The sequence below is a fragment of the Nonomuraea sp. NPDC048826 genome (assembly GCF_043198225.1).
Classification (GTDB): domain Bacteria; phylum Actinomycetota; class Actinomycetes; order Streptosporangiales; family Streptosporangiaceae; genus Nonomuraea.
Genome location: NZ_JBICUQ010000009.1, coordinates 132,435 through 156,590 on the forward strand (window position 1 = coordinate 132,435; position 24,156 = coordinate 156,590).

The 24,156-nt window shown below is 71.5% G+C and carries 21 protein-coding genes; 12 read left to right on the plus strand and 9 right to left on the minus strand.

The window, feature by feature from the left end; translation table 11 throughout:
* The first annotated feature begins 88 nt into the window (after positions 1 to 88).
* Together pip and ACGFI7_RS31230 are read left to right on the plus strand one after the other, a co-directional pair.
* On the plus strand, positions 89 to 1,054 hold the full coding sequence (gene pip / locus ACGFI7_RS31225) for a prolyl aminopeptidase (RefSeq protein WP_393410812.1): 966 nt from the start codon (positions 89 to 91) through the stop codon (positions 1,052 to 1,054).
* A gap of 27 nt (positions 1,055 to 1,081) precedes the next feature.
* On the plus strand, positions 1,082 to 2,374 hold the full coding sequence (locus tag ACGFI7_RS31230; RefSeq protein WP_393410814.1) for a TIGR04013 family B12-binding domain/radical SAM domain-containing protein: 1,293 nt from the start codon (positions 1,082 to 1,084) through the stop codon (positions 2,372 to 2,374).
* A 34-nt stretch (positions 2,375 to 2,408) separates the two neighbouring features.
* On the opposite strand, the gene ACGFI7_RS31235 is transcribed toward ACGFI7_RS31230, so the two are convergent.
* Positions 2,409 to 2,675 (minus strand): hypothetical protein, encoded by a 267-nt coding sequence (locus ACGFI7_RS31235; protein WP_393410816.1) that lies wholly within the window; start codon positions 2,673 to 2,675, stop codon positions 2,409 to 2,411.
* Positions 2,676 to 2,837: 162 nt separating this feature from the next.
* Between ACGFI7_RS31235 and ACGFI7_RS31240 the strand changes: the two genes are divergently transcribed.
* Entirely contained in the window at positions 2,838 to 3,023 is a 186-nt protein-coding gene (locus tag ACGFI7_RS31240) for a hypothetical protein (protein WP_393410818.1), read from the plus strand.
* A 43-nt stretch (positions 3,024 to 3,066) separates the two neighbouring features.
* Here the strand turns inward: ACGFI7_RS31240 and ACGFI7_RS31245 are convergent, their stop codons facing one another.
* Positions 3,067 to 4,287: a saccharopine dehydrogenase family protein gene (locus ACGFI7_RS31245; RefSeq protein ID WP_393410820.1), complete on the minus strand. Its 1,221-nt coding sequence runs from the start codon at positions 4,285 to 4,287 to the stop codon at positions 3,067 to 3,069.
* A gap of 83 nt (positions 4,288 to 4,370) precedes the next feature.
* Between ACGFI7_RS31245 and ACGFI7_RS31250 the strand changes: the two genes are divergently transcribed.
* The 4 genes from ACGFI7_RS31250 (at position 4,371) to ACGFI7_RS31265 (ending at position 8,544) form a co-directional block, all read left to right on the plus strand.
* Positions 4,371 to 5,078: a TetR/AcrR family transcriptional regulator gene (locus tag ACGFI7_RS31250; protein ID WP_393410822.1), complete on the plus strand. Its 708-nt coding sequence runs from the start codon at positions 4,371 to 4,373 to the stop codon at positions 5,076 to 5,078.
* Between the two features lie 54 nt (positions 5,079 to 5,132).
* Positions 5,133 to 5,831, plus strand: a complete 699-nt coding sequence (locus ACGFI7_RS31255; RefSeq protein WP_393410824.1) for a DUF998 domain-containing protein — start codon at positions 5,133 to 5,135, stop codon at positions 5,829 to 5,831.
* A 62-nt stretch (positions 5,832 to 5,893) separates the two neighbouring features.
* Positions 5,894 to 8,161, plus strand: a complete 2,268-nt coding sequence (locus ACGFI7_RS31260; RefSeq protein WP_393410826.1) for a nitrate- and nitrite sensing domain-containing protein — start codon at positions 5,894 to 5,896, stop codon at positions 8,159 to 8,161.
* Entirely contained in the window at positions 8,158 to 8,544 is a 387-nt protein-coding gene (locus ACGFI7_RS31265) for a DUF742 domain-containing protein (RefSeq protein WP_393410828.1), read from the plus strand. Before ACGFI7_RS31260 ends, ACGFI7_RS31265 begins: the two co-directional genes overlap by 4 nt.
* Here ACGFI7_RS31265 and ACGFI7_RS31270 read toward each other — a convergent pair.
* The 5 genes from ACGFI7_RS31270 to ACGFI7_RS31290 form a co-directional block, all read right to left on the minus strand.
* Positions 8,541 to 9,113: an ATP/GTP-binding protein gene (locus ACGFI7_RS31270; RefSeq protein WP_393410830.1), complete on the minus strand. Its 573-nt coding sequence runs from the start codon at positions 9,111 to 9,113 to the stop codon at positions 8,541 to 8,543. The two genes, ACGFI7_RS31265 and ACGFI7_RS31270, sit on opposite strands and share 4 nt — an antisense overlap.
* Positions 9,094 to 9,456 (minus strand): DUF742 domain-containing protein, encoded by a 363-nt coding sequence (locus tag ACGFI7_RS31275; protein WP_393410832.1) that lies wholly within the window; start codon positions 9,454 to 9,456, stop codon positions 9,094 to 9,096. Before ACGFI7_RS31275 ends, ACGFI7_RS31270 begins: the two co-directional genes overlap by 20 nt.
* Positions 9,453 to 9,854 (minus strand): roadblock/LC7 domain-containing protein, encoded by a 402-nt coding sequence (locus ACGFI7_RS31280; protein WP_393410834.1) that lies wholly within the window; start codon positions 9,852 to 9,854, stop codon positions 9,453 to 9,455. Before ACGFI7_RS31280 ends, ACGFI7_RS31275 begins: the two co-directional genes overlap by 4 nt.
* Positions 9,851 to 11,953 carry a nitrate- and nitrite sensing domain-containing protein gene (locus ACGFI7_RS31285; protein ID WP_393410836.1) on the minus strand — a complete coding sequence of 701 codons (2,103 nt, stop codon included), beginning with the start codon at positions 11,951 to 11,953 and terminating at the stop codon, positions 9,851 to 9,853. The genes ACGFI7_RS31280 and ACGFI7_RS31285 overlap by 4 nt, the downstream gene beginning before the upstream one ends.
* A 226-nt stretch (positions 11,954 to 12,179) precedes the next feature.
* Complete coding sequence (locus tag ACGFI7_RS31290; protein WP_393410838.1) at positions 12,180 to 13,901, minus strand: NAD(P)-binding protein; 1,722 nt, start codon at positions 13,899 to 13,901, stop codon at positions 12,180 to 12,182.
* Positions 13,902 to 14,206: 305 nt separating this feature from the next.
* On the opposite strand from ACGFI7_RS31290, the gene ACGFI7_RS31295 reads away from it, so the two are divergent.
* Positions 14,207 to 14,854, plus strand: a complete 648-nt coding sequence (locus tag ACGFI7_RS31295; protein ID WP_393410840.1) for a hypothetical protein — start codon at positions 14,207 to 14,209, stop codon at positions 14,852 to 14,854.
* Positions 14,855 to 14,864: 10 nt separating this feature from the next.
* Here the strand turns inward: ACGFI7_RS31295 and ACGFI7_RS31300 are convergent, their stop codons facing one another.
* Positions 14,865 to 16,901, minus strand: coding sequence for a glycosyltransferase (locus ACGFI7_RS31300; protein WP_393410842.1), 2,037 nt, complete (start codon positions 16,899 to 16,901; stop codon positions 14,865 to 14,867).
* A gap of 67 nt (positions 16,902 to 16,968) precedes the next feature.
* A complete protein-coding gene (wecB, locus tag ACGFI7_RS31305) occupies positions 16,969 to 18,099 on the minus strand; it encodes a non-hydrolyzing UDP-N-acetylglucosamine 2-epimerase (protein WP_393410844.1) in 1,131 nt (376 codons plus the stop codon).
* A gap of 182 nt (positions 18,100 to 18,281) precedes the next feature.
* Here wecB and ACGFI7_RS31310 point away from each other — a divergent pair, with 182 nt between their 5' ends.
* The 4 genes from ACGFI7_RS31310 to ACGFI7_RS31325 all read left to right on the plus strand — a co-directional run bounded on the left by ACGFI7_RS31310 (position 18,282) and on the right by ACGFI7_RS31325 (position 24,147).
* A complete protein-coding gene (locus tag ACGFI7_RS31310) occupies positions 18,282 to 19,841 on the plus strand; it encodes a glycosyltransferase family 4 protein (protein ID WP_393410846.1) in 1,560 nt (519 codons plus the stop codon).
* A 130-nt stretch (positions 19,842 to 19,971) separates the two neighbouring features.
* On the plus strand, positions 19,972 to 21,219 hold the full coding sequence (locus ACGFI7_RS31315) for a nucleotide sugar dehydrogenase (RefSeq protein WP_393410848.1): 1,248 nt from the start codon (positions 19,972 to 19,974) through the stop codon (positions 21,217 to 21,219).
* An 18-nt stretch (positions 21,220 to 21,237) separates the two neighbouring features.
* A complete protein-coding gene (locus ACGFI7_RS31320) occupies positions 21,238 to 22,326 on the plus strand; it encodes a glycosyltransferase (RefSeq protein WP_393410850.1) in 1,089 nt (362 codons plus the stop codon).
* An 18-nt stretch (positions 22,327 to 22,344) separates the two neighbouring features.
* Positions 22,345 to 24,147 carry a DUF4434 domain-containing protein gene (locus tag ACGFI7_RS31325; RefSeq protein WP_393410852.1) on the plus strand — a complete coding sequence of 601 codons (1,803 nt, stop codon included), beginning with the start codon at positions 22,345 to 22,347 and terminating at the stop codon, positions 24,145 to 24,147.
* The last annotated feature ends 9 nt before the right edge of the window (positions 24,148 to 24,156 follow it).

A 24,156-nucleotide genomic window follows, 5' to 3' on the forward strand; every position in this document is an offset into this window, starting at 1 on the left:
CCGCTGAGAACGACCCGACGCGCGGAGCGGGTTCGCCCGGTGAGAACGACCCGCGCGCCGAGCCCGCCCGCCGGTGAGAATGCCTCTGGTGAAGGCGCGAGACGGGAAGGACGACGGCGCGGTGACGGGTGACGGCGGGATGCTCGACGTAGGCGACGGGAACCACGTCCACTGGGAGGTCCACGGCGTGCCGGACGGCAAGCCCGCCGTGGTGGTGCACGGCGGGCCGGGCTCCGGGGCGGGGCCGGGCTGGCTGCGCTACTTCGATCTGGAGACGTACCGGGTGGTCCTGTTCGACCAGCGCGGCTGCGGCCGGAGCACGCCTGACGCGGCCGACCACGACACCGACCTGTCCGTGAACACCACTCACCACCTGGTCGCCGACATGGAGCTGCTCCGCGAGCACCTGGGGATCGACCGCTGGATGCTGTTCGGCGGCTCCTGGGGCACCACGCTCGGCCTGGCCTACGCGATCCGTCACCCCGGCCGGGTCAGCGAGATCGTCATGTCGGGCATCGCGACCACCACCCGGGCCGAGGTGGAGTGGATCACCGAGGGCGTCGGCCGTTACTTCCCCCGCGAGTGGGAACGGTTCCGCGACGCCGTTCCGGCGGACCTGCGGGGCGAGCGGCTCGTCGACGCCTATGCCCGGCTGCTCGCCGACCCCGATCCCGCCGTCCGTGGGCGGGCGGCCCGCGACTGGTGCGACTGGGAGGACTCGCACGTACGGGTGAGCGCCGGTCAGCAGCCTGACCCGCGCTACGAGGACCCCGGGTTCAGGATGCGGTTCGCGCGGCTGGTCACCCACTACTGGAGCCATCATGCCTGGCTGGACGACGGCGAGATCCTGGCCGGGGTGGAGAAGCTGGGCGACGTGCCGGGGGTGCTGGTGCACGGCCGGATCGACCTGAGCACTCCGTTGCGTACGGCGTGGGAGCTGGCGAAGGCGTGGCCGGGTTGCGAGCTGGTGGTCGTGGAGGAGGCGGGCCACAGCGCCGGACAGCCGGGCATGCGAGACGCCCTGAAGGCGGCGGTCAGGCGGTTCGCCCGCTAGCGACGGGGGTCGGTTACGCTGCACGGCGTGGCGCTCGCTGTTGACGTGGTGGTCCGATATCGCAAAGCCGTGACCTACGGCGTGCACGCCCTGCTGGCCGCGCTGGAGACCGGGGGAGTCGAGCACGGGCTCGGCCTCGGCACCACCGTGGAGGAGACGGCGGCGCACATCGCGGCCAGCGAGGCCGATCGGGTGCTGGTGCTGTGGTCGTTCTACTCGCCCGACGCCGAGGCGATGGCCGCCGAGCTGGCCGCCGTGCGGGCGCTGGCCGACCGTGACGGCGTCCTGCACATCGCGGGCGGCGTGCACGCCACCGCCGAGCCGCAGCAGGTCATCGACGCCGGGTGGGACCTGGCCGGCATCGGCGAGGGCGAGTCGACGATCGTCGCGCTCGTCGGCGCGCTGCGCCGCGGCGACCCGCTCACCGGCGTGCCGGGGCTCGCGCTCAAGGACGCCGACGGGGTCGCGCTGCGCACCCCGGCGGCGCCGCAGCTCCCGCTGGACGCGTTCCCGTCGTTCCCGGCGCGGCGCGGCCGGTTCGGCCCGATCGAGATCACGCGAGGCTGCCGCTATACGTGCCGCTTCTGTCAGACACCCTTCATGTTCGGCGGCCAGTTCCGCCACCGGTCGGTGGCGAGCGTGCGCGAGCACGTGCGGGCGATGGCCGCGCACGGGCTGCGCGACGTCCGGTTCATCACGCCGACCTCGCTGTCGTACGGGTCGCCCGGCCCCGATCCCGACCTGGACGCGGTGGAGGAGCTGCTGTCCGGGGTCAAGGAGGAGCTGCCGTCGCACGGCCGGGTGTTCTTCGGCAGCTTCCCCTCCGAGGTGCGGCCCGAGCACGTCACGCCCGAGGCCATGCGGCTGCTCAGGCGCTACGTGGCCAACGACAACCTGATCATCGGCGCGCAGTCGGGCTCCGACCGCGTGCTGGCGGCCTCGGGGCGCGGTCACGACACCTCCCCGGTACGGGACGCGGTGCGGATCGCGGCCGAGCACGGCTTCCGGCCGAACGTCGACTTCATCTTCGGCATGCCGGGCGAGGAGGCGGCCGACCAGGAGGCCTCGCTCCGGCTGGCCGCCGATCTGGCCGACCTGGGCGCCCGGATCCACACCCACACGTTCATGCCGTTGCCGGGCACGCCGTGGCGTGACGCCGAGCCCGCGTTCATCCCGCTGGCCACGGTGCGCGAGCTCGACCGGCTGGCCCAGCGGGGCGACGCCTACGGCCACTGGCGCAAGCAGGCCGAGCACGCCGCCAGGCTGGCCGAGACCGCGAAGGCCTACCCGCGGCGGGCCCGCCGGCGTCGGACGGGCTAGCGCTCGTCGTCGTAGCCCGCCGGCGCCGGACGGGCTAGCGCTCGTCGTCGTCCGGGTCGTAGGCGGGTCCCTGGTCGTCGGGCAGCAGGTCTTCCAGGACGCGGTTCACCGCGTCGCCGAGCGGGCGGAACGCCTGGGTGAGCGCGTTCGCCAGCGGCCCGAAGATCTCGGTCACCTCGCGCAGCAGGTCGTCGCCCTTGTCTTCGGGAGGCGACCAGCGCATGGCGTCGGCGCTCAGCGTCTCCCACTCGTCGACGACGCCGTCGATGGCGTCGAGCACGTGGTCTGGATCCCTCGGCATGACGTTCTCCAGGGGAGAAATCGGAATAAGACCACCGTAACCCGACTGCGCCCGGTTCTGTCAGGCCGGGATGGACACTCTGGAACCGCTCCTGGAGCGTCGGCCGGAAATTGTCGGTGCCCCGTCGTACCGTGGCCCGGGTAGTCGTATGAGGAGACGGGGATGCACGACGAAGAGGCGCTGTTCCGCACGGTCCACGGCATCGCGGGCAGACTGGCGGGCCAGCCCGTGCCCGTGGTGATCGACGCGCTGACGCGGCAGCTCCCTCCGGCCCCCGGCATCACCGGCGACGACATCCGGCGCATCGCCGAGGAGATCAGCGTGGGCCGCGACCCCTCGGGTCTGTGACGACGGACCCCGGGAGGCGCTGAACGCCTCCCGGGTCCGCCGATCACTGCTCGCGCATGCCCCAGGGCGACCCGTACGCCTCCAGCAGGTCCAGGAACGGGCGCGGCGGGAACGCCTCAGGGCCCAGCACGCCCTCGCCCGTCCACACGCCGGTGGCGACCAGTTCCAGGGCGGCCACGGGGTTGACGGCGGTCTGCCAGACCACGGCCTGCGAGCCGTACTCGCGCATCGACCACTGGTTGTCCACCACGTGGTAGAGGTACACCTCGCGCGGCCGGCCGTCCTTCACGCCCTTCACCCAGGTGCCGGCGCAGGTCTTGCCGTGCATCAGCTCGCCCAGCTCGGCCGGGTCGGGCAGCACGGCGGCCACCACGTCGCGCGGCGAGACCTGGGCGGGGCCGCGGTCGGTCCGCACGGTGACCGGGCGGGTGCCGTCCAGGCCGAGCTCGTGCAGGGTCTTGAGCCGGGAGATGAACTCCTCGCCGAGCCCGTACTTGAAGGTGACCCGTCCGGCGTCCACCCAGCGGGGCACCAGCAGGACCTCCTCGTGCTCGACGTTCACGCACTCGATGGGGCCGATGCCCTCGGGGAAGTCGAACACCTCGGGCTCGCTGAACGGCTCGGTGGTGAACCAGCCGCGGTCACGCTCGTAGACGAGCGGCGGGTTGAGGCACTCCTCGATCGTGGTCCAGATGGAGAACGACGGGGCGAACTCGTAGCCGTCGACGGTGAGGTTGCCGCCGTCGCGGACGCCGATCTCCTCGATCTCGTCGAACAGCTCGTCGGCGGCGTAGCGGGCGAACACGTCGGACAGGCCGGGCTCGACGCCCATGCCGACGAGCGCGATCCGGCCGGCCCGCCGCCAGTCGTCGTCGCGGGCGAACTGCTCGTCCCCGAGCATCACGCCGACCTTTTCGTACGGCTGCTCGGGGTGCGGCCTGGACATCGACATCGCCATGTCCAGATAGTGGGCCCCGCCCGCGAGCGCAGCCTCGAACAGCGGCATCACGAAGCGGGGGTCGGTGGCGTTGAGCAGGACGTCGCACCGGTGGTCGAGGAGCAGGTCGATGACGGCGGACCGGTCGGAGGCGTCGACCCGGGCCGCGGTGAAGCGGGTCTCGCGGGGGTCGAGCGCGGCGACCGCCGCTTGCGCCCTGGACAGGTCGTAGTCAGCGACCACCATATGGTCGAAGAACTCCCGGCGACTGGCGATGCGGGTGACGGCGGTGCCCACACCGCCGGCGCCCACGAGCAGAATACGCATGATCTCTCCTGGTAGAGGGGGGTGCGCGTCCAGGAAATGCCATTAAGCTCATCAACGTCAATGGTGTTGGCATAAGGAGAGGGATGCCGAAGCGCGTAGTGCCCGACGCGGCCCGGCGGCGGCGCCGGCCCACCCGCCAGGGCCAGGTGCTCAGCCATGACCTGATCATCGAGACCGCGCTGCGCATGCTCAGGGAGCACGGCGCGGCCGGTCTGACGGCCAGACGGCTCGGGCTGGCGCTGGGCGCCGACGCCAGCACGATCTACCGCTACTTCCGCGGCATGGACGACCTGACCCTGGCCATCGCCGACGCGCTGTTCGCCGCGGCGCTGGACGGCTGGCGCGCGGCCGGCGACTGGCGGGCCGACCTGCGGGCGCTGGGGCTGAGCATCTACCGGGCCTATCTGGCCCACCCGCAGGCGGCCGTGCTCACCGCCAGCCGGGTGGCGGGGCGTCCGCACGAGGTGGCGGTGGACGAGACGATCCTCGGCATCCTGCGCACCGCGGGCTTCGCCGACCCCGACGCGGTGCGGGTCTATCAGGCGTTCATCGACCAGAGCCTGGCCTTCGCGGTCCTCGACGCCGCGTCGCTGGCGCTGCCCGAGGCGGTCAGGGAGGCCGACGAGCAGGTCTGGCAGGAGACCTACGCCCGCCTCCCGGCCGAGACGCACCCGCACATCGCCGCCACGGCCCCCTACCTGGTGGCCAGGATGAACGACAGCGGCTACCCGGCGGCCCTGGACATGCTCCTCGACAGCGCGGCCCGGCAACTCAGGGATCGATCAGGGTGACGTAGGGGACGACGCCGGATGTCCCCGGGCCGCGCCCCGGGAAGACTCGATGCCATGACCGCAGTGATCAGGGAGACGTCCCGGAGCGTCCGGGTCCCCTTGGGCCCGAGGGCCTATCCGATCGTCGCGCTCGCCGCGCTCGCGGTCGGCGTGTCCGGGATCGTCGTCGGGCAGTTCGACCCCGACCCGTACCTGGACCCGCTGAACGTGACCGTGAGCGAGTTCGCCGTGGCCGACCGCGGGGGCGTCACGGAGGCCGCGATGGCGGTGGTCGCCCTCGGCTCGCTGGCGCTGCTGGCGGGGCTGCGGTCGGTGGGGGCTCCGGTGAGGGGGATGCCGGAGCGGCTGCTCCTGGTGTGGTCGGGCGCGCTGCTGGTGGCGGCGGCGATCCCGACCTCGCCGTTCGGCGAGGACCTGACGCTCGCGGCCCAGATCCACCGGTACGTGTCGATCGCGGCGTTCGTCAGCCTGCCGGTGGCGGGGGCGCTGCTGGTGCCCCGGCTGGCCCGTGACGCGACGTGGAAGCCGGTGGCCAGGACGGTCGAGTGGGTGACCCTGGCGGGCGGTCTCGGGGTGCTGGCGATCACGTATGTGGCGCTGCCGGGGGAGCGGGTCCTGATCGGGCTGGTGGAGCGGGCGCTGCTGGGCGCGGAGGTGGCCTTGCTGGCCGTGCTGGCGGTCTGGCTGCTGCGGGTGGCCTGGAGCGGTAGCGTCCTCAAATTTCCGACATATCACAGATTTATCGCTAGTTGATCTTATCTCGGCCTCGATGAGTGCTATTCTCTCCCGCGATCTTCTATCCGGGAGCAGGTGTCATGGCATCGGGCAGATCCATCCGATTCAAGATCTCGACGCTGCTCGTCATCCCGCTGGTCTCCCTGGTCGCGCTCTGGGGATTCGCCGCCAGCACGACGTCGAGGGACGCGCTCAACCTTCTCAAGGTCGAGACCTTCTGGACCGGGATCATCGATCACGCCGACTTCCTGGTGGTCAATCTGCAGGCGGAGCGCCTGGCCTCCGCCGAGATGCTGTCAGGCGCCGCGACCGACGGCAAGAAACTGACCGACGCCCGCGCCAAGGTCGACCGCGTCAGGAAGAACCTGACCGACGGCGCCATGGCCGAGGACACCCAGGCGGCGCTCGACGACACCATGAAGGCCCGGCTCGCCGAGGTCTTCACCGCCATCGACCGGCTGTCGGCGATCAGGAGCAAGGTCGACGACCGGGCGCTCACCCCGCACGCCCTGATCACCGAGTACGCCACCATCCCGGACACCCTCGACCGCCTCTACTCGGCCTTCACGGTCAGCACCGACGTGGAGCTCGCCCGCCAGGCGCAGGGCCTGATCATGGCCTCGCAGGTGCGCGAGCTCCTCAGCCGCGAGCACGCCCTGATCGTCGCCGGCAACTCCGTCGGGGGCGGCGACGGGTGGACCATGGCGGAGGTCCACCTGCTGTCCGGCATCGACGGCGCGCGCACGTACCTCTTCCCCAAGGCCATGGCCAACCTGGACGAGGAGATGCGGGCGCCGTTCGAGAAGATGGCCGCCTCCGGCGCCTACGGCTCCATGGAACGGGCGCTGCACTCTTACGTCGGGGGCCAGCCGGTCGACATGCAGCTGTGGCGGGGCATGGTCGAGCCGGTGCTGGAGGAGTACACCCAGGGCCTCTACAGGTCCGGTGACGTGCTGCTGGGGCGGATGGAGCCCGCCGGCATGCTCATCATCGTCAACGCCGTCATCGCGGGCGTGCTCGGCCTGATCGCCGTCGTCCTCTCCATCGTCATCTCCGTACGGGTCGGCCGGCGGCTCTCCCGTGAGCTGGCGGCGCTCCGCGGCTCCGCCCAGGAGCTGGCCGAGGTGCGGCTGCCCGGCGTGGTCTCCAAGCTGCGCCGCGGCGAGCCGGTGGACCCGGCGGCCGAGGTGCCGCCGATCCAGGTGGAGGCGGGCGCCACTGGCGAGGTGGCCGACCTGGCGGCCGCGTTCGACACCGTACGGCACACCGCGGTCGACGCCGCCGTGGAGCAGGCCAGGCTGCGCGAGGGCGTGGCCGAGGCGCTGCGCAACCTGGCCAGGCGCAGCCAGTCGCTCGTCCAGCGCCAGCTCAAGCTGCTGGACGAGATGCAGCGCGAGACCGAGGAGCCGGAGGCGCTGGAGCGCCTGTTCAGACTGGACCACCTGACCACCCGCATGCGCCGGCACGCCGAGGGCCTGGTGCTGCTGTCCGGCGGCGCGGCCGGTCGGCGCTGGCGCGGCGTGATCGGCGTGGAGGACGTGCTGAGCGGGGCCGCGGCCCAGGTCGAGGAGTACCCCCGGGTGCGCGTCTACCCGATGCCGGAGTGCGGCGTCGCGGGCGAGGCGGTGGCCGACCTCATGCACCTGTTCGCCGAGCTGATCGAGAACGCGACCACGTTCTCCGCCCCCGGCAGCGAGGTGTCGGTCCGCGGTGACCTGGTCGGCAAGGGCTTCGCGGTGGAGATCGAGGACCGCGGGCTGGGCATGAGCGACGAGGCCAGGGAGGCCGTCAACCGGCGGCTGGCCAGCCCGCCCGAGTTCGACCCGGCGCGGACCGAGCAGCTCGGCTTCGCGGTGGCCGGCATGCTGGCGGCCAGGCACGGGGTCAGCGTCACGCTCAAGCCGTCGCCGTACGGCGGCACCACCGCGATCGTGCTGGTGCCCGTACACCTGATCCAGCCGATGCCCGCGATCCGCCCGCCGGAGCCGCCTGAGCTGGAGTCCGTCACCGTGTCGGTGGTCGGCAGGGACGCCCCGCCGGAGAACGGCACGCCCCTGGAGACCAGGAGTCCCGGGCCGGGCCAGCTGCCGCGCCGGGTCCGGACCACCAAGCGCGCCCCCGAGCCGTCGGCGGGCGCCGGCCTGCCCCGCCGGGTGCGCCAGGCCAACCTGCCGCAGCGGCTCAAGCAGCAGACGCCGCAGGACGCCGCCCCGGCCGCCGCGGAGCAGGAGCGGCCGGCGCCGGAGCGTTCGCCGGAGGAGACCAGGGCGCTGCTCTCCTCGCTCCAGTCGGGCTGGCAGCGCGGACGTGAAGACAGCAGTGACCCGGACGGGGGGAGGCCATCGTGAGTCGCGAGCACGAGTGGGTCGACGAGGAGGCCGGGCCGGTCGTGCGCCCGTACGCGGTGACCCGCGGACGCACCAGGCCCGCGGCCAAGGCGCTGTCCACCGGGCTCGACCTGCTGGCCACCGTGTCGCTCACCGGCCGGCCGGCGCCCGCGAAGGCGGAGCTGGGCGTCCAGCACCGGCGGCTGCTGAGCTGCGTGGCCCGGCACGCCACGCCGGTCGCCGAGGTCGCGGGCGAGCTCGACCTGCCGGTGGCGGTGGTCAGGGTGCTGATCGGTGACCTGATCGACTACGACCTGGTGACGGTGAAGGCGCCGCGGTCCAAGGCCGCGACGCCCACGGAGAGCCTCCTGCGCGAAGTGATCAGCGGGTTGCGCGCGCTCTAACCGGTCGTGGTCAGCGTGCGGAGCGAGTGCTCCACGAGCGTGATCATGACTTCCTTGGCCGAGGCGCGGCGGCGCACGTCGCACAGCATCACGGGCACGTCGTCGTCCAGGTCGAGGGCGATCCGCACGTCGTCCACGCTGTGCTGCTCGGCGCCGTCGAAGCAGTTGACGGCCACCACGAACGGGGTGCCGCGCTGCTCGAAGTAGTCGACGGAGGGGAAGCAGTCGGTCAGCCGCCGGGTGTCGGCGATCACGACCGCGCCCAGCGCGCCGTAGGACAGCTCGTCCCACATGAACCAGAACCGCTCCTGGCCGGGGGTGCCGAACAGGTAGACGACCAGCCCCTCCCGGATGGTGATGCGGCCGAAGTCCATCGCCACGGTCGTGGTGGTCTTGGCCTCGACGCCGTCGATGTCGTCGACGCCGATCCCGCGGTCTGACAGCACCTCTTCGGTGCGCAGCGGCTTGATCTCGCTGATCGACCCCACCAGGGTGGTCTTGCCGACGCCGAAGCCGCCGGCAATGAGGATCTTGAGCGCGACGGGGTCCTCAGAGAGCACGGAGTCCATTGATCACTTCCTTGAGAATGCCCTCACTCGGGCGCGATCCCGCCGCTGAGGGGGCCGACACCGAGATGAGGCCTTGGTCACGCAGGTCGCCCAGCAGCACCCGCACGACGCCGACAGGCAGGTCGATCTCGACGGCCACGTCGGCCACCGAGATCGGGGCGCGAGCCGCCCTCAGGATGAGCGACTGCTCGGGGGAGAGGTCATCAGGAGCGTCCCCCACGGCGCGGACGGTGGCGACGAGGTCGAGATTGGCCCCCGATGACCTCGTGCGACCTCGGATGAGGGCGTAGGGCCGCACGATGGGCCCCGCGTCCTCGTCCAGCCACTGCGGGGTTTCGCTCATGACATGCGCGGGTTGGTCGTGATGTGCTGGCCCACCCGCTTGACCAGCATCGCCATCTCGTAAGCGATGTGACCCACGTCGACGTTGGCGTCGGCGAGCACCGCCAGGCACGTGCCCTGGCCCGCCGCCGTCACGAACAGGAACGCCGACTCCATCTCCACGATGGTCTGGCGGACGTCGCCGCCGCCGAAGTGGCGGCCGGTGCCCCGGGCCAGGCTCTGGAAACCGGCGGCCACGGCGGACAGATGCTCGGCGTCCTCGCGGGTCAGCCCTTTGGAGTAACCGACGGCGAGGCCGTCGGTCGACAGGATGACCGCCTGCCTGACGGCGCCCACCCGGGTCGTCAGGTCGTCAAGGAGCCAGTTCAGCTCACCGGTGTTGGTCGTCGGCACACTCATGCCTCCCCCTCCTCATCAGCTTCTTCTCGGGCCCGCTGGGTTCCCCGCTGGAACGCGGAGAACAGGTCGCGCACCTCGTCGGGAGAGCGTTCGTTCTTCCGATCGGGCTCCGGCTCGGGCGGCGTGCCGTCCTTGAGCCGAGATGACAATGTGGCCTGCCGGACCCGCCTTGGCAAGCCCGCGTGCGTGCCACTCACGACCGCCAGCGCCTTCTTCCTGGTCCGGCTCGGCAGCGAGGGCAGCCCGTCGTTCCCGGCGGCGGGCAGTTCCTGCTGGTCGGAGACGAGCCTGTCCGGCACGAACACGATGGCGGTGGTGCCGCCGAACGGTGAGCGCCGCAGCAGCACCTTGATGGCGTGCCGCTGGGCCAGCTTGGCCACCACGAACAGGCCGAGCCTGTCGCTGTCGGCCAGGTCGAACTCCGGAGGGTCCGACAGCACGTGGTTGTACGCGTCGTACTCCTCCTGCTGCAGCCCGAGCCCGCGGTCCTCCACCTCGACCGAGTAGCCGTTGCTGACCCGGTCGCCGCGGACCTGGACCGTGGTGTCGGGCGGCGAGTAGATGGTGGCGTTCTCCACCAGCTCGGCGATCAGGTGGGTGAGGTCGGCGGCGGCCGAGCCGTCGATCGCGCTGCCGGGCATGCTGGCCACGTCGACCCGGGTGTAGTCCTCCACCTCGGCGATGGCCGCCCGGACGATGTCGATAGCCGGGACCGGCTTGCGCCAGGCCCGCCCGGGGGCCGAGCCGGACAGGATGATCAGGCTCTCCGCGTGCCGCCGCATGCGGGTGGTCAGGTGGTCGAGCCTGAAGAGCTCCTCCAGCTGGTCCGGGTCGTGGGTGCGGCGCTGCATGCCGTCGAGCACCGACAGCTGGCGGTGCAGCAGGCCCTGCTTGCGCCTGGCCAGGTTGAGGAAGACCTGGCCGAGCCCGCGGCGCAGCGCGGCCTGGCCGACCGCGGCGCGCACCGCGGTCTCCTGGACCGCGCCGAACGCGCCGGCCACGTCGCTGATCTCGGCGGAGCCGCTGACCTGGATCGGCTTGGTCGCCTCGGCGACGTCGACCTCCTCGCCCTTGCTGAGCCGCCTGACCAGGTCGGGCAGCCGCCGCTCGGACAGCTCGACGGCGGCCGAGCGCAGCCCGGCCAGCTCCGCGCCGAGCCGGCGGCCGAAGCGCACGGAGATGACGATCGAGGCCAGCACGGCGATCATGCCGATGCCGCCCGCGACGCCGATCTGGATCCTGGTGGCGGTGGCCGCGTCCGCCGCCCTGCCGCCGAGCTTGGCGGCCGTCTGGCCGCTGATGGCGTCGAGGTCGGCGATCACCTTGCCTGCAGCGGCGTTCCAGGCGGCGGCGTCGGGGGGCGGCGCGCCCGCCCTGATGATCCGGGCCTCCATGGTGGCGAAGGTCAGGAACGACTCGCTCCTGAAGAGCTCCTCGTACGGCTGGCGCAGCTCGACGTCGAGGCCCGCCTGGCCGCGCGCGTGCAGGAACTTCCTGGACGAGGCGTACTCGGTGAACGCGGCCGCCTCGGGCTCGGTGAGCCGGCCGTCGAGCTGGGCGGCCCGGATGAGGGCCTGCTCCCGCAGCAGGAACTCGTGCGCGTTGCTCATCGTCTGCAGCGCGGCGACCTGCTGGTAGATGGCCAGCTCGGGGGCGGGCGCGAGGTGGTCGTAGAACCGGTACATGGCGTCGAGCAGCCGGTTGTACTCGTTGAGGCCGAGCATCCTGGTGCTGAAGCCGCCGTCGATGCCCGAGCGGATGGCGTTCAGCCGCGACAGCTCGGCCTGCAGGGTGTTCAGCGGGGTGCGCATGTCGTCGGTGAGCTCGTCGCCTGCCTCGGTGACGGCCTCGCGGAAGGCGTTGACCGCGGTGTCGGTGCGCCCGCGCTGCTCGCCCAGCTCGGCGCTGGGCTCACCGTCCGTGAGCTTGAGCAGCGAGCGTTCCCGCTCGGCCTGGAGCTCGACGCCCAGGTCGGTGGAGGTGACGCCGACCGTCTGGTAAAGGGTGTCGCCGCGGAGCAGGGCCCATCCGTCGCTCACGGTGAGGTTGAGCACGAAGCCCCAGAGCGCGCTCAAGGACAGGAGGGGTAACAGCAGCAATAAGAAGATCTTGAACCGAATTGACCGGTTTTGCGAGCCCATGTCCCAACCTCGGAGTCGAGGGCATTTTCACAACCTCTGTGTGAATACACCTCCGGAAGATCGCACAGGAGACTAGCACCGATTAAGCATCCGCTGCAGTGGGAGCAACAGGGATGTTTTACGCGATTACCGATGCAGGCCTCAGGAAGGCTTCGAGTAGGACACGAGGGTATTACCGCCTGCCTCACCCCGCCAGTTCCCCGACCGCGCGCCAGGCGGCGCTGACGGCCGCGTCCGCCCTGGCCGAGGGGGCCGCGTCCGACCCCGCGAGTGCGATCCGGCCGAACCGCCGGCGCGCCGCCTCGGCCGGCGACGGCCCGTCCGGATGGAACGCGTGCCACGGACGGCCGTACTCGGGCGAGTAACCATGACCCCACCGGTAGACCGTCACCGCCTCGACATCCCGGCCCGGGTCGAACCCGCCCGCCCCGAGCAGCCGCGCGAGCTGGTCACGCGCCCCGAACTCCAGCGCCTCGTACGGGGTGCGCAGCAGCGCCCGCCGTCCCTCGGCCGCCCCCTCGACCGGCCCCAGCTCCGACCGGCAGGGCGCGGACACCAGGCGCGCCGTGACGCCGTCGCCGGCGTGCCGCACCAGCTCGCTCATGCACCAGTACGCCCCGGTCCAGCGGGTGCGCGCGACGCCGAGCCGCCCCCAGGCGTCCCCGTTCCGCAGCCGCACCACGGCCTCCACGAGCGGTGTCTTCACCGCCGCGCTCAGCGCCTCGCGCTGGTCGCCGGGCAGGTCGGGGACGAGGTAGGGGACGACCGCGTGCCAGCAGGCCAGGACGACCGCCCCGGCGCCCACCGACCTGACCTCGTGACCGTCGAAGTAGCCGACCGTGGCGGCGGTCGCGGTCTCCGGCGGGCCGTCGTTGCGCACCGACACGACCGGGCTGGACAGCCGGAGCCTCGCCCTGCCGCCCATCTCGGCCAGCATCGCCCTGACGAGCCCGTGCACCCCGCCGGGCAGGTGCGCGACCCGGCCGGTGGTGCCCCACTCCTTGGCGACCGTGGGCGCGTTGTACCGCGACGGCTTGCCCACGTCCAGGCCGAGCCCGGCGAACCCCGGATAGCCGAGCCCCCAGGCGTCCACCGCGCCCAGGGCCCGCGTGTCGTACCCCCAGGCCGCGCTGGGCATGGTCCTGACGAACCGCTCGGCGTCCGGGTGCACCCGGAGCGTCTCCAGCAGGTAGCGGGAGTAGGTGAGGCCGGCCAGGCGCTCCTGCTTGTCCTCGGCCGCGAGCCCGGGGAACGGGTCCGGCGGGCCCGCGTACAGGCGGAGCAGGTCCTCCCTGGCGGCGTCGGCGACGGGCAGCCGGCCGATCCATCCCTCGGCCGGCGCGTCGGTGCTCACCAGCGTCTCGACCGGGAACGTCTCGCGGTCGCACATCACGCTGTCGTCCGCGCCGCACTCCTGGCACGGGGCGGCCGCGACGCCCAGCCGGTCGAGCAGCTCGCCGAACTCCGTGGTCCAGGTCGCGGGCGCCGGCGTCGTCCCCGAGCCCGGACGCTGGGCGTGACCGCCGGCCGTGTCGTGGTTGTCCAGGATCAGCACCCGCGCGCCGGGGTGGCGGCGCAGCCACTCGTGGGCGGCGCTCACCCCGCTCAGCCCGGCCCCGACCACGACTAGGTCGTAGGTCTCGCCGGTGGGCACGGGCGGGTCGGCGTGCTGCCAGAAACGGCCGTCCCGCAGCGCGTGGAGCACGCTGAGCGCCTGGGAAGTGCCCCCGCGGAAGGCGGCGGCCCCGGGCGCGGCCGCGGCCGCGTAGGCCGTTCCGGCCTGTCCGGGCACGGCCAGGGCGGCCGCCCCCGCCGCCACGGCCACCCCGTCGAAGAAGTCGCGGCGCGAGATGGCGCGCCCCATGCCCAGTTCGCGTCCCGCCGCCGAACGGCCGATGTCCCCCATGCGGCGATCATCAGGACTCGCCGGAAAAGGCCCGCGTGAGGCGCGCGGCGGGTGGGTGAGACTTTGCGCTCCCTGTTACGGGGAATGCCGTAGGAGAAATGCCGCCGAATCTCCGCGCGCGGGCTCGTACCAGGATGTAACTGCTGCTCGACGGGCTTGTGAAGGGTTTCCAGCCGAAGCCGCCGAACCCATGGATAACGCCGTTGGCAGGGTCCGGGCGGCGCGTTTCCCTTAACGTCTGAACGATGTCGTTGAAGTGAAATGGAGAACTCATGCTTAAGGCATTTTCCGCCGTATTTCTAAGCATGACGGTCATAGCGGGCTGCTCGTCCGAGAAGGCCGCCGCACCGGCCCCCGCCGCGTCCACCCCGCCCTCGCCGCCCTCGCCCGCCGAGTCGGCCAAGCTCCGCGCCGCGCTGCTGCCGGTGCCCAAGGGCATGAAGGTCGCGTACGGCCCGGAGGTCGGCACGTACGGGGAGCTCAAGTCCACCAAGCAGGGGCTGGAGGCGATCCGCCAGGCCAAGCTGGAGCACCCCGAGTGCGCGGGGGCCGCCCAGCTCGACGCCGCCCGGCCGGAGATCGCCAAGGCCCCGGCGGCGGTGATCGGGTTCACCTCGGACCGCGGGGCGATCACCCAGGCGGTGGTCGCGCTGCCGGCCGCCGACTTCCCCGGCCCGCTGCCGGGCCAGTGCGACACCTACCGCGCCCAGGTGCGCGGCACCGAGGTGACTTACCACACCCGCGACCTCGCCATGCCTCGGCAGGGCGACGAGTCGCGCGCCTACCTCACCACCGCCTCGGGCGGCGACCGGCAGGCCCAGATCGGCACGGTCACCATCAGGCGAGGCGGGCTCGTCATGAGCCTCATGGTCGTCGGCCGGGAGGTGAAGCGCACCGGCCTGCTGGAGCTGGGGCGGCTCGCCGACCAGAACCTCTCGCGCGCCGCCGTCTAGAACCGCACGTCTAGATCAGCACGTGGTCGTCGGGCCGGCCGACGAAGGAGAACTGGGCGTTCCTGGTCAGCTTGATGTGGTCGGCCTGCCAGGTGTGCATGGCGGCGTCGGCGCTGCGCCAGTAGACGAAGTTGAACCGGTCCGCCGAGTAGATCTTGACCCCGTCCTCCTTGAGCCGGCGGACGAGGTGGGTGTCCTCGCCCCGGGTCAGGTCGGGGAAGCGGTACGCGCGGAACATGTCCGCCGTGCCGAGGAACGTCCCGCCCTGCACCAGGAACGAGTAGCGGTGCTCCAGGCCGGGCAGGCGGAGCATGGTCGTGTTGGAGCCCTCGAAGTAGGCGTAGTGGGCGCCCTTGCCGACCAGCTCCGCCTCGGTGTAGTCGAAGGCGCGGGCCAGGTCCGACAGGTAGTGCTCGCCGTAGAGGTTGTCGTCGTCCATCTTGGCGATCAGCTCGCCCTCGGCGGCGTCGATGCCCAGGTTCATGCAGGCGCCCAGCGACAGGCTCGGGTCGGCCGGGAGCACCGTCACGTCCGTGACGCCCGCCATCCGCGCCTTGTCGGCCACCACGACCGGGTCGATGTCCAGGCCGTGCAGCACCATGATCAGCTGGAGCGGCCGGTGGATCTGCTTGGCCACCGACGAGATCGCGTGCTCGATCTGGGAGGCCCGGTTGGTCGGCAGCACCACCGAGATCGACCGCGAGCGCGGCGTCGCCGGCCGGCCGAGCAGCTGGAGCACCTGGTCCACCCGATGGGTGAACAGGTGCTTGTCGAACACCTCGCGCATCGCCAGGTGGCCCATCCGGGCGCGCAGCTCGGGGCTGTTGATCAGGTGCAGCACCTGGTTGTACGACTCGATGGGCTCGCGGGCGATCGGGATCAGCTCGCCGAAGGTCTCCTCCACGGCCCGCGACCAGCCGGTCACCATCGGGGTGGCGCAGGCCGACAGCTCGAACACGCGGCGGGCGCACATGGTCGGCGAGTCGAGCACCGAGTTGACGTTCAGGAAGACCTTGTACATCCGGTACGCGGCGAGCATCTGGTCGTAGGGGAGCTCGCCCACGATGTGCGGGCGGTACTTCTCCGGCCAGGCGTACTTCTCGTCCACCTCGCCGTTGCGGGCGAAGATGTGCAGGCCCAGCTCGCGCACCGGGTCGAGCACGGTCTCCATCTGCTCGCGGCGCTCGGGGTGCTTGTCGCGGAAGTACATGCCGGCGAAGACCACATCGTGCAGCCGGCCCTCGCGCTGCTGGATCGGGTTGTGCACGCGCGGCTGGGCGGCGAACTGGAGCACGTCCACCCGGTCGTGCCCCAGAATCTCGCGATATTTCGGCAGCATGTCGCCGTCGCACGTGAACACGTAGTCGAACAGCTTGGCCGTGTCGATGAAGAAGTCGAAATTCGGCGGGTCCTCCTTGTTCCAGAAGACCGTGGGGATGCCCTCCGCCCTGCACCAGGCGACCAGCTCGCGCAGCGGCTCCTTGGGCGCGTTGGTGCCGGTCATCTGGTAGCGCCAGCGGCCCTGGTTGCCGTGCCAGGCCGACTCGCAGAACAGCAGGTCGGGCCGCTTCTCCGCGAAGATCTCCGGCCAGTCCTTGAGCCCGAACTCGATCTGGTCCCACTCGTAGCGGAAGGCCATCCTGGAGAAGTCGTCCAGGATGACCGCGACCTTGAGGTCGGGGCGGTTCACCGGGCCCGCGGGCCACTTGACCGCCGGCACCTTGACCTCGGGCGGCCGGTTGCCGGCCTGCTCGATGGCCTCGTTGACGGGCATCGGCGGCTTGGGCGCGCGTTCCTTGGACCGGACCGCCTCCAGCACCTTGCCGGGGCTCTTGGACCCGATGGCCTCGCCCAGCTTGAAGGTCCGCTTGGCCTGGGTGGCCTCCAGCTTCCAGGTGGCGTAGGCGGCCTTGGCCTCGGCGATCTCCAGCCGGCGGCGCAGCTCTCTGACCTCCGCGTCGTAGCGCTCGACGACCTTGCGTTCCTCGGGCAGCCAGTTCACCGGTCCGAGGCGCTGGAACGTGGGCTCTTCAGGGGTTTCGGCCATGAGCTATCGCCTATCGCTGGTGCGGAGGTATGTCATAGTACGGCGAGATCCGTACCAAATCTGGGGATTACTCGGAACGCTTCCCCTGAGCCGCAGGCGAGAGGTTGTCCCCCTTCAGCCACGCGGAGATCACCCGCGCGATGCGCGGCCCCGCGGCGCCGTCCCACAGCGGGGGCAGCTCGCCCGCCGGCGTGACCGCGCCGTCGGCCAGCGCCTTCTCCGCCGCCGCCGGCAGCAGGGCCGGCGTGACCAGCCGGTTCGTGCCGTGCGTGATCGTGATCGGCCGTTCGGTGTTGGGCCGCACGGTCAGGCAGGGGACGCTGAGCATGGTCGTCTCCTCCTGCACCCCGCCCGAGTCGGTGACGACCAGCGCGGCGCCCCGGACGAGTGAGAGAAAGTCCACATAGCCCAGCGGATCGACCACGCGCACCGAGGGGCCGTCGACGAGCCCCGCCTCGGCCAGGCGGGTGCGGCCGCGCGGGTGGATCGGCACCACGACCGGGATCTGCGCGGCCACGCCGAGCACCGCCGAGACCAGCTCGTGGGCCGCCTCGGGGGTGTCCACGTTGGCCGGGCGGTGCAGCGTCGCGACCGCGTACCGCTCCGGCAGGCCCAGCCGGGCCACCACCGGGGCGGGGTCGAGCGACGGCAGCGCGGAGAACAGGCTGTCGATCATCGGGTTGCCCACCAGGTGCACCTTCGAGGCGGGCACGCCCTCGGCCGCCAGGTGCGACAGCGCGTCGGGGGAGGTGGCGAAGAGCAGGTCGGAGAGCGAGTCGGTGACGATCCGGTTGACCTCTTCAGGCATGCTCCGGTCGAACGAGCGCAGCCCGGCCTCGACGTGCGCCGTCTTGATGCCGAGCTTGGCGCAGACGAGGATCGCGGCCAGCGTCGAGTTCACGTCGCCGTAGACGACCACCAGGTCCGGGTCGTGCTCCTGGAAGGTCTCCTCCAGGCCCACGAGCAGGGCCGCCGTCTGCTTGGCGTGGCTGCCCGAGCCCACCCCGAGGTTCGCCACCGGGTCGGGCAGGCCGAGGTCGGCGAAGAACACGTCGGACATCAGCGCGTCGTAGTGCTGGCCGGTGTGGATGATGCCCTGCCGCACGCCGAGCTCGCCGAGTGCACGCACCACCGGGGCCGCTTTCACGAAATTGGGACGAGCGCCCAGAACGTGCAGGACCAGGGGGTTCTCCCTCATTGACCTCGCCTTTCATAGCGGAAGGGAAAAAACGCTGCCTATGGTACGGTCACCGCGTGGCATCCGACGCCAGTCCTCAAGACTCCTCAAAAAGTTCCGCCGGGGTGTCCGCGAAGTCTGCCCGTGCCGGCGTCGGTGGACTTCTGAAGGGCTTCCTCCAGCACCCGATCATCGTCTCCCGCGTGGTCGTGACCAAGGTCAAGGCCGACCCGGTCCGGGTCGCCCAGGCGGCGGCCGACGCCATGCCGCCGCGCCTGCGCCCGGTCATCGGCAAGGTGGCCTGGCCCGCCGCGCGCCGCGCCCGCCTCGTCGTGCGCAAGCTGGGCATGCGCATGCTCAAGGCGCCCTGGAACGACGCCAAGGAGCACTGGGACTCCGGCCGCGTCACCATGGCGGCGGAAGTGCTGGAGCCCTACGCCAAATACCCGTTCGTCAAGCGCAGGGCCGCCTACTACCGCGGTGAGCTGGCGGCGATCAGCCCCGACCCGATCCCGCCCGGCCCCAAGGTGGCCATCCTGGAGCGGGTCGCCGGTCGCGTGGTCCACCTGATCACGAACTCGCTGCCCTACACCCAGGCCGGCTACACGGTCAGGACCCACCGCATCGTCACGGCCCAGAAGGCCGCGGGGCTCGATCCGCACGTGGTCACGAGCTGGGGCTTCCCCATGCTCCAGGGCCACGCGGACGCTCCCCCGTACGAGGAGCTGGACGGCGTCCCCTACTACCGCCTGCTGCCCGACGGGCGCGGCGAGGTGCCGTTCGAGATGCGCGGCCGCATGGTCAAGGGCGCCGACGCCGTCACCAAGCTCGTCACCGAGCTCCGCCCGCAGGTCCTGCACGCCGCCACCGACCACCGCAACGGCTCGGTCGCGCACGCCGTGCGCGACCGCACGGGCACCCCGTTCGTGTACGAGGTACGCGGGTTCCTGGAGGAGACCTGGGCCTCGCGCGACCCCAAGCGGGTGGGCAGCCAGCGGCACGTGCTCCAGCGCGAGCGCGAGGCGTTCCTCATGCGCGAGGCCGACGCGGTGGTCACGCTGGCCGAGACCATGGCCGTCGAGATCGTCGAGCGCGGCGTCCCGCGCGAGAACATCTACCTGGCGCCCAACGCGGTCGACGACGAGCTGCTCACCGCCCGCTACGACGGAGCCTCGTTCCGCCGGGCCATGGGCGTCGAGGACGGCGAGATCGTCGTCGGCTCGGTGTCCAGCATCGTGGCCTACGAGGGCTTCGCCACCCTGCTGCGGGCCGCGGCGCTGCTGCGCGACGAGGGCAACCCGGTGCGGGTGCTCATCGTCGGCGACGGCACCGAGCGCGACGCCCTGCTGGAGCTCGTCGAGGAGCTGGGGCTGTCGGACGCGATCCTGCCGGGCCGGGTCGGGCCCGAGGAGGCCCTGCAGGCCCAGGACGCCATCGACATCTTCGTCTGCCCGCGCGAGGACCTGCGGGTGACCAGGCTCGTCACCCCGCTCAAGCCCGTGGAGGCGATGGCGCTGGGCAAACCGGTCGTGCTGAGCGACCTGCCGGCCCTGTCGGAGCTGGTCGGCGGCGACGGCGCGGGCCTGCTCGTGCCGCCGGGAGACCCGGCCGAGCTGGCCAAGGCGCTGGGCGCGCTGGCCGGCGATCCGGAGAGGCGGGCCGCGATGGGCGAGGCCGGTCGGGCCGAAGTGGCGGCCAAGCGCACGTGGAGCCGCGTTGCCGAGACTTACCAAGCCCTGTACAGGACCCTTACGGAACGATGACCTTCACTATGGCTGTCTGTTCTGACGGGTTCCGTCGCATTAGGCGTGAGCTAGGTGGACTTGAGATAACCTTTGCGACCATGAAGTGTTGTTTCCGGCTCCCTAAGGCACCGCTGTGACAGAAATCGACTTGGCTGTCATCGGCCTCGGCTACGTCGGCATGCCCCTCGCGAAAGAGGCGGTGGCCGCCGGGCTGAAGGTCGTCGGCCTGGACGTCGACCCCCGCAAGGTCGACGCCCTGAAGGCCGGGCAGTCCTACATCGATGACCTGACCGACGCCGATCTCGAGCACATGCTGGCCAACGGGTTCAGCGCCACGCTCGACGAGGCGGTCCTGGCCGAGAGCAGCACGATCGTCATCTGCGTGCCCACGCCTCTGGACGAGGACCACCGGCCGGACCTCTCCGCCGTGGAGGGCGCCAGCAAGACCGTCGCGCGCAACCTCCGCGCGGGCACGCTCGTGGTGCTGGAGTCGACCACCTGGCCCGGCACCACCGACGAGCTGGTCCGCCCGCTGCTGGAGTCCTCGGGGCTCACCGCGGGCGAGGGGTTCCACCTGGCCTTCTCGCCGGAGCGGATCGACCCGGGCAACCCCAAGTACGGCCTGCGCAACACCCCCAAGGTCGTCGGCGGCTTCACGCCCGCCTGCCGCGACCGGGCCACCGCGTTCTACGGGCGCTTCGTCGAGCAGGTGGTGCCGGTCAGCAGCACCCGCGAGGCGGAGATGGCCAAGCTGCTGGAGAACACCTACCGGCACGTCAACATCGCGCTCGTCAACGAGATGGCCATCTTCTGCGACGAGCTCGGCGTCGACCTGTGGGAGGCCATCGAGGCGGCCGCCACCAAGCCGTTCGGGTTCCACAAGTTCCTGCCCGGCCCCGGCGTGGGCGGCCACTGCATACCGGTCGATCCCTCGTACCTGTCCTACACCGTGCGCAAGCTCGGCTACCCGTTCAGGTTCGTGGAGCTGGCCCAGGAGATCAACGAGCGGATGCCGTCCTACGTGGTGGCTCGCGTGCAGCGTCTGCTCAACAGGCACAAAAAGGCGGTGAACGGCGCCAGAGTCGTTATGCTCGGCGTGACCTACAAGCCGGACATCGCCGATGAGCGTGAGACCCCGGCCCTGCCTGTGGCGCGTGCGCTGCTGGAGCTGGGCGCCGATCTCTCGTTCGCCGACCCGCATGTCAAGGAGTGGTCAGTGGATGGCACGCCCGTGCGGCGTGAGGAAGATCTGGCCGAGGCCGTCGCCGGCGCCGACGTGACGGTGCTGCTACAACAGCACGCCGCGTTCGACCTGGGCATGGTCGAGGCGAAGGCCAGGCTCGTGCTCGACACCCGCGGTGTGCTCACCGAGGGTGAACGCGTCGAGCGGCTGTAGCGACCGGAGGCAACGCGCGTGCACGTGCTCGTCATGACGGTGGTGCATAACCCCGAGGACGCGAGGATCCTGCACCGGCAGATCCGCGCCCTCGTGGATGCCGGTCATGAGGTCACGTACGCCGCCTCCTACACCGGGCACGGGGTCGTCCCCCGGCCCTGGGTGACGGGCGTCGATCTGCCCAGGGCGGTGCAGCGTAAACGGATCTCGGCGGTGTGGGCCGCGCGCCGGCTGTTCAAGCGCATGCGCCGGCAGGTCGACCTGGTCCTCATCCACGACCCCGAGCTGCTGTTCGCGGTCTGGGGGGTGCGCAACCGGCCGCCGGTGGTCTGGGACGTGCACGAGGACACCCCCGCCACGCTCTCGCTCAAGCCGTGGCTGCCGTCCATCCTGCGCCCGCCCGTACGGTTCCTCGCCCGGATGCTGGAGAGCACCGCCGAGAGCAACCTCCACCTGCTGCTGGCCGAGACCGCGTACGCGGGCCGGTTCAAGCACGCCCACCTGATCGTGCCCAACGAGACGTGGGTGCCCGACTCGGTCACGCCGCCCGGCGACGACCGGGTGGTCTACCTCGGCTGGCTGTCCAAGGCCCGGGGCGTGCTCGAGGCGGTCGAGGTGGCGCGGCTGCTCCAGCCGTACCGGGTGGCCGTGGAGCTGATCGGCTACGCCGACCCGCAGAGCCGTCCGGTGCTCAACCAGGCCGTCACCGAGGGCCTGCTGGAGTGGCGCGACTTCATGCCGAACGACGAGGCGCTCAAGCGGCTCGACGGCGCGCTGGCCGGCCTGTCGCTGCTGCGCGACGAGCCGAACTACCGCCACTCCATGCCCACCAAGATCATTGAGTACATGGCGCACGGCATCCCCGTCGTCACCACCCCGTCGCCCCGCGCCGTCGAGCTCGTGGAGCGCTACGAAAGCGGCGTCGTGGTGCCGTGGGAGGACCCGAAGGCGGTGGCGCAGGCCGTGCTGACCCTCAGGGACGACGTGCGCGAGCGCCGCGCCCAGGGCGCGCGGGGCTACGCCGCCGCCCGAGCCAACCACCACTGGCCCAACTCGGCCAAGCGCTTCGTCGCCCAGCTCGAAGCCTGGGCCGGGGTGAAGCGGTAGAGCGGTGGGTTCCTGAACGTGCGCTGGCTCTTCGTCCTCCTGGGCGCAGCGGTCCTGGCCGCCGTCGCGGCCGTGGTCGTCGTCCTGCCCATCGGTGACGCCGAACCCGTCAAGACCACCTCCCAGGCCACGCCCACGTCGACGCCGACCCCCACCCGCACCGAGCCGACGCCGTTGGTGAGCGAGTTCACCGACCCCTGTGGAACGTTCGAGACGCGGGAGAAGGCGCCGTACGCCGTCACCGGCTACTGGATCACCCCCACGTCCAACCCGTGCACCTGGCGCCACCAGCTCCAGGAGATCCACAACGTGGGCGGCGACACCGCCATCAGGATCGGGTACGGGCTGCAGTACCGCACCGTCGACGGCCGGGGCCGCGTCAGGACGCGCGACGGCGAGGTGGACCCGCTCTACAAGGACTGCCAGGAGGACGGCCTCACCTGTCACGCGGCCGCGGAGCGCGACCTGAAGGACGCCCACCCGGACAACCGCATCGGCCGGGTGTACGTCTACCGCACCGACGAGTCGTTCGGCGAGGGCCTGTTCAGGTGCGCGCCCATGGAGCACGCGGTCCGGGCCGGCAAGCGGACCTACTTCCGCCTCATCGCCCCGCCCGACGGCTCCGACGACCCGAGCTGCAACTTCACCAAGGGCGCCACGTACGACCTGATCCTCATCGCCGGGTCGGCCGAAGACAGCCTGACCAAGCTGCTCGACCTCGGCGACCAGTTCGGTGTGCAGATCTTCCCCGCGCTGCCGCTGGCCCCGCGCGACCCGGCCGTGCCCACCAGGGCCAACCGCAAGCACATCGGCACCCTCACCACGGTCACCCGGCGCATCCTGCAGGACTACGGCGCGCGCTTCGCCGGCCGGCAGTCGCTCGGCGGCGTCTACCAGCCGTTCGAGGTGCAGATGGCCGGCACGCTGGCCGACAACCCCACCCTTGAGGTGTACGCCGACCAGCACCGCATCGTCGAGCAGGAGCTGCCCGGCAAGCCCATCCTGATCAGCCCGTACCTCGACGCCCGCAAGCGCGTCGCCTTCGGCCAGACCCCGGCGCAGGTCGCCGACGGGTTCAAGGCGCTGGCCCGGACCGGCGTCGGCATCATCGCCCCGCAAGACAGCCGCGGCACCGGCAAGGTCGGCCTCTACTGGCCCGACGAGCGCGACGACGAGGTCGACGAGCGGCTGCGCCCGGTCGTCGGCGAGAGCACGTACAAGACCGCCTACCACGGCTCGACCCGCGACTACTACCGCGAGATGGCCGCGGCCCGCGAGGAGATGCTCGAAAGCGGCCACGAGGTGCAGCTCTGGGCCAACGTCGAGGCCTTCGAGCCGTCCGGCGACGAGCCCTGCGCGGCTCACGGCACCCGCGGCAAGACCGACAAGAAGCGGCTCGACCAGGCCGTCACCATGGCGGGCCGGTACGTCCAGAAGATCGTCTCGTACATGTGGAGCGACTTCATGACCTGCGGCTCGCCGTCGGTCGAGTCGGAGATCACGCGCGACTGGCAGCGGCCCATCGCGGTCGACGCCATCCGGCGCGCCCGCGCCCCCGAGGACGGGCTGGAGGTACGCGGCTACAACCTCAAGGACGGCACCATCGGCGTCGAGTGGTCGTCCGGCCGGGCCGAGCTGAACGTCGCCGAGGTGGGCTGGCTGGACGAGGACCCGCTGGCGGAGCTGCCCGAGCACATGGTGACGGCCTGGGTGCCCTTCGACTGGGGCCAGGTGCCCGAAGGGGAGTGGATCCGCATCACCGTCAAGCTCCCCTCCGGCCAGGTCACGACCGAACCCCTGCACGTCCGCATCGACACCTGATGGGCCCGC

Coding starts and splice junctions, on each gene's coding strand:
- ACGFI7_RS31290 (WP_393410838.1), bottom strand. CDS start 13,901: ATGGGGGACATCGGCCGTTCGGCGGCGGGACGCGAACTGGGCATGGGG.
- ACGFI7_RS31275 (WP_393410832.1), bottom strand. CDS start 9,456: ATGAGCGAAACCCCGCAGTGGCTGGACGAGGACGCGGGGCCCATCGTG.
- ACGFI7_RS31300 (WP_393410842.1), bottom strand. CDS start 16,901: ATGGCCGAAACCCCTGAAGAGCCCACGTTCCAGCGCCTCGGACCGGTG.
- ACGFI7_RS31240 (WP_393410818.1), top strand. CDS start 2,838: ATGCACGACGAAGAGGCGCTGTTCCGCACGGTCCACGGCATCGCGGGC.
- ACGFI7_RS31250 (WP_393410822.1), top strand. CDS start 4,371: ATGCCGAAGCGCGTAGTGCCCGACGCGGCCCGGCGGCGGCGCCGGCCC.
- wecB (WP_393410844.1), bottom strand. CDS start 18,099: ATGAGGGAGAACCCCCTGGTCCTGCACGTTCTGGGCGCTCGTCCCAAT.
- ACGFI7_RS31270 (WP_393410830.1), bottom strand. CDS start 9,113: ATGGACTCCGTGCTCTCTGAGGACCCCGTCGCGCTCAAGATCCTCATT.
- ACGFI7_RS31260 (WP_393410826.1), top strand. CDS start 5,894: ATGGCATCGGGCAGATCCATCCGATTCAAGATCTCGACGCTGCTCGTC.
- ACGFI7_RS31255 (WP_393410824.1), top strand. CDS start 5,133: ATGACCGCAGTGATCAGGGAGACGTCCCGGAGCGTCCGGGTCCCCTTG.
- ACGFI7_RS31235 (WP_393410816.1), bottom strand. CDS start 2,675: ATGCCGAGGGATCCAGACCACGTGCTCGACGCCATCGACGGCGTCGTC.
- ACGFI7_RS31280 (WP_393410834.1), bottom strand. CDS start 9,854: ATGAGTGTGCCGACGACCAACACCGGTGAGCTGAACTGGCTCCTTGAC.
- ACGFI7_RS31245 (WP_393410820.1), bottom strand. CDS start 4,287: ATGCGTATTCTGCTCGTGGGCGCCGGCGGTGTGGGCACCGCCGTCACC.
- ACGFI7_RS31295 (WP_393410840.1), top strand. CDS start 14,207: ATGACGGTCATAGCGGGCTGCTCGTCCGAGAAGGCCGCCGCACCGGCC.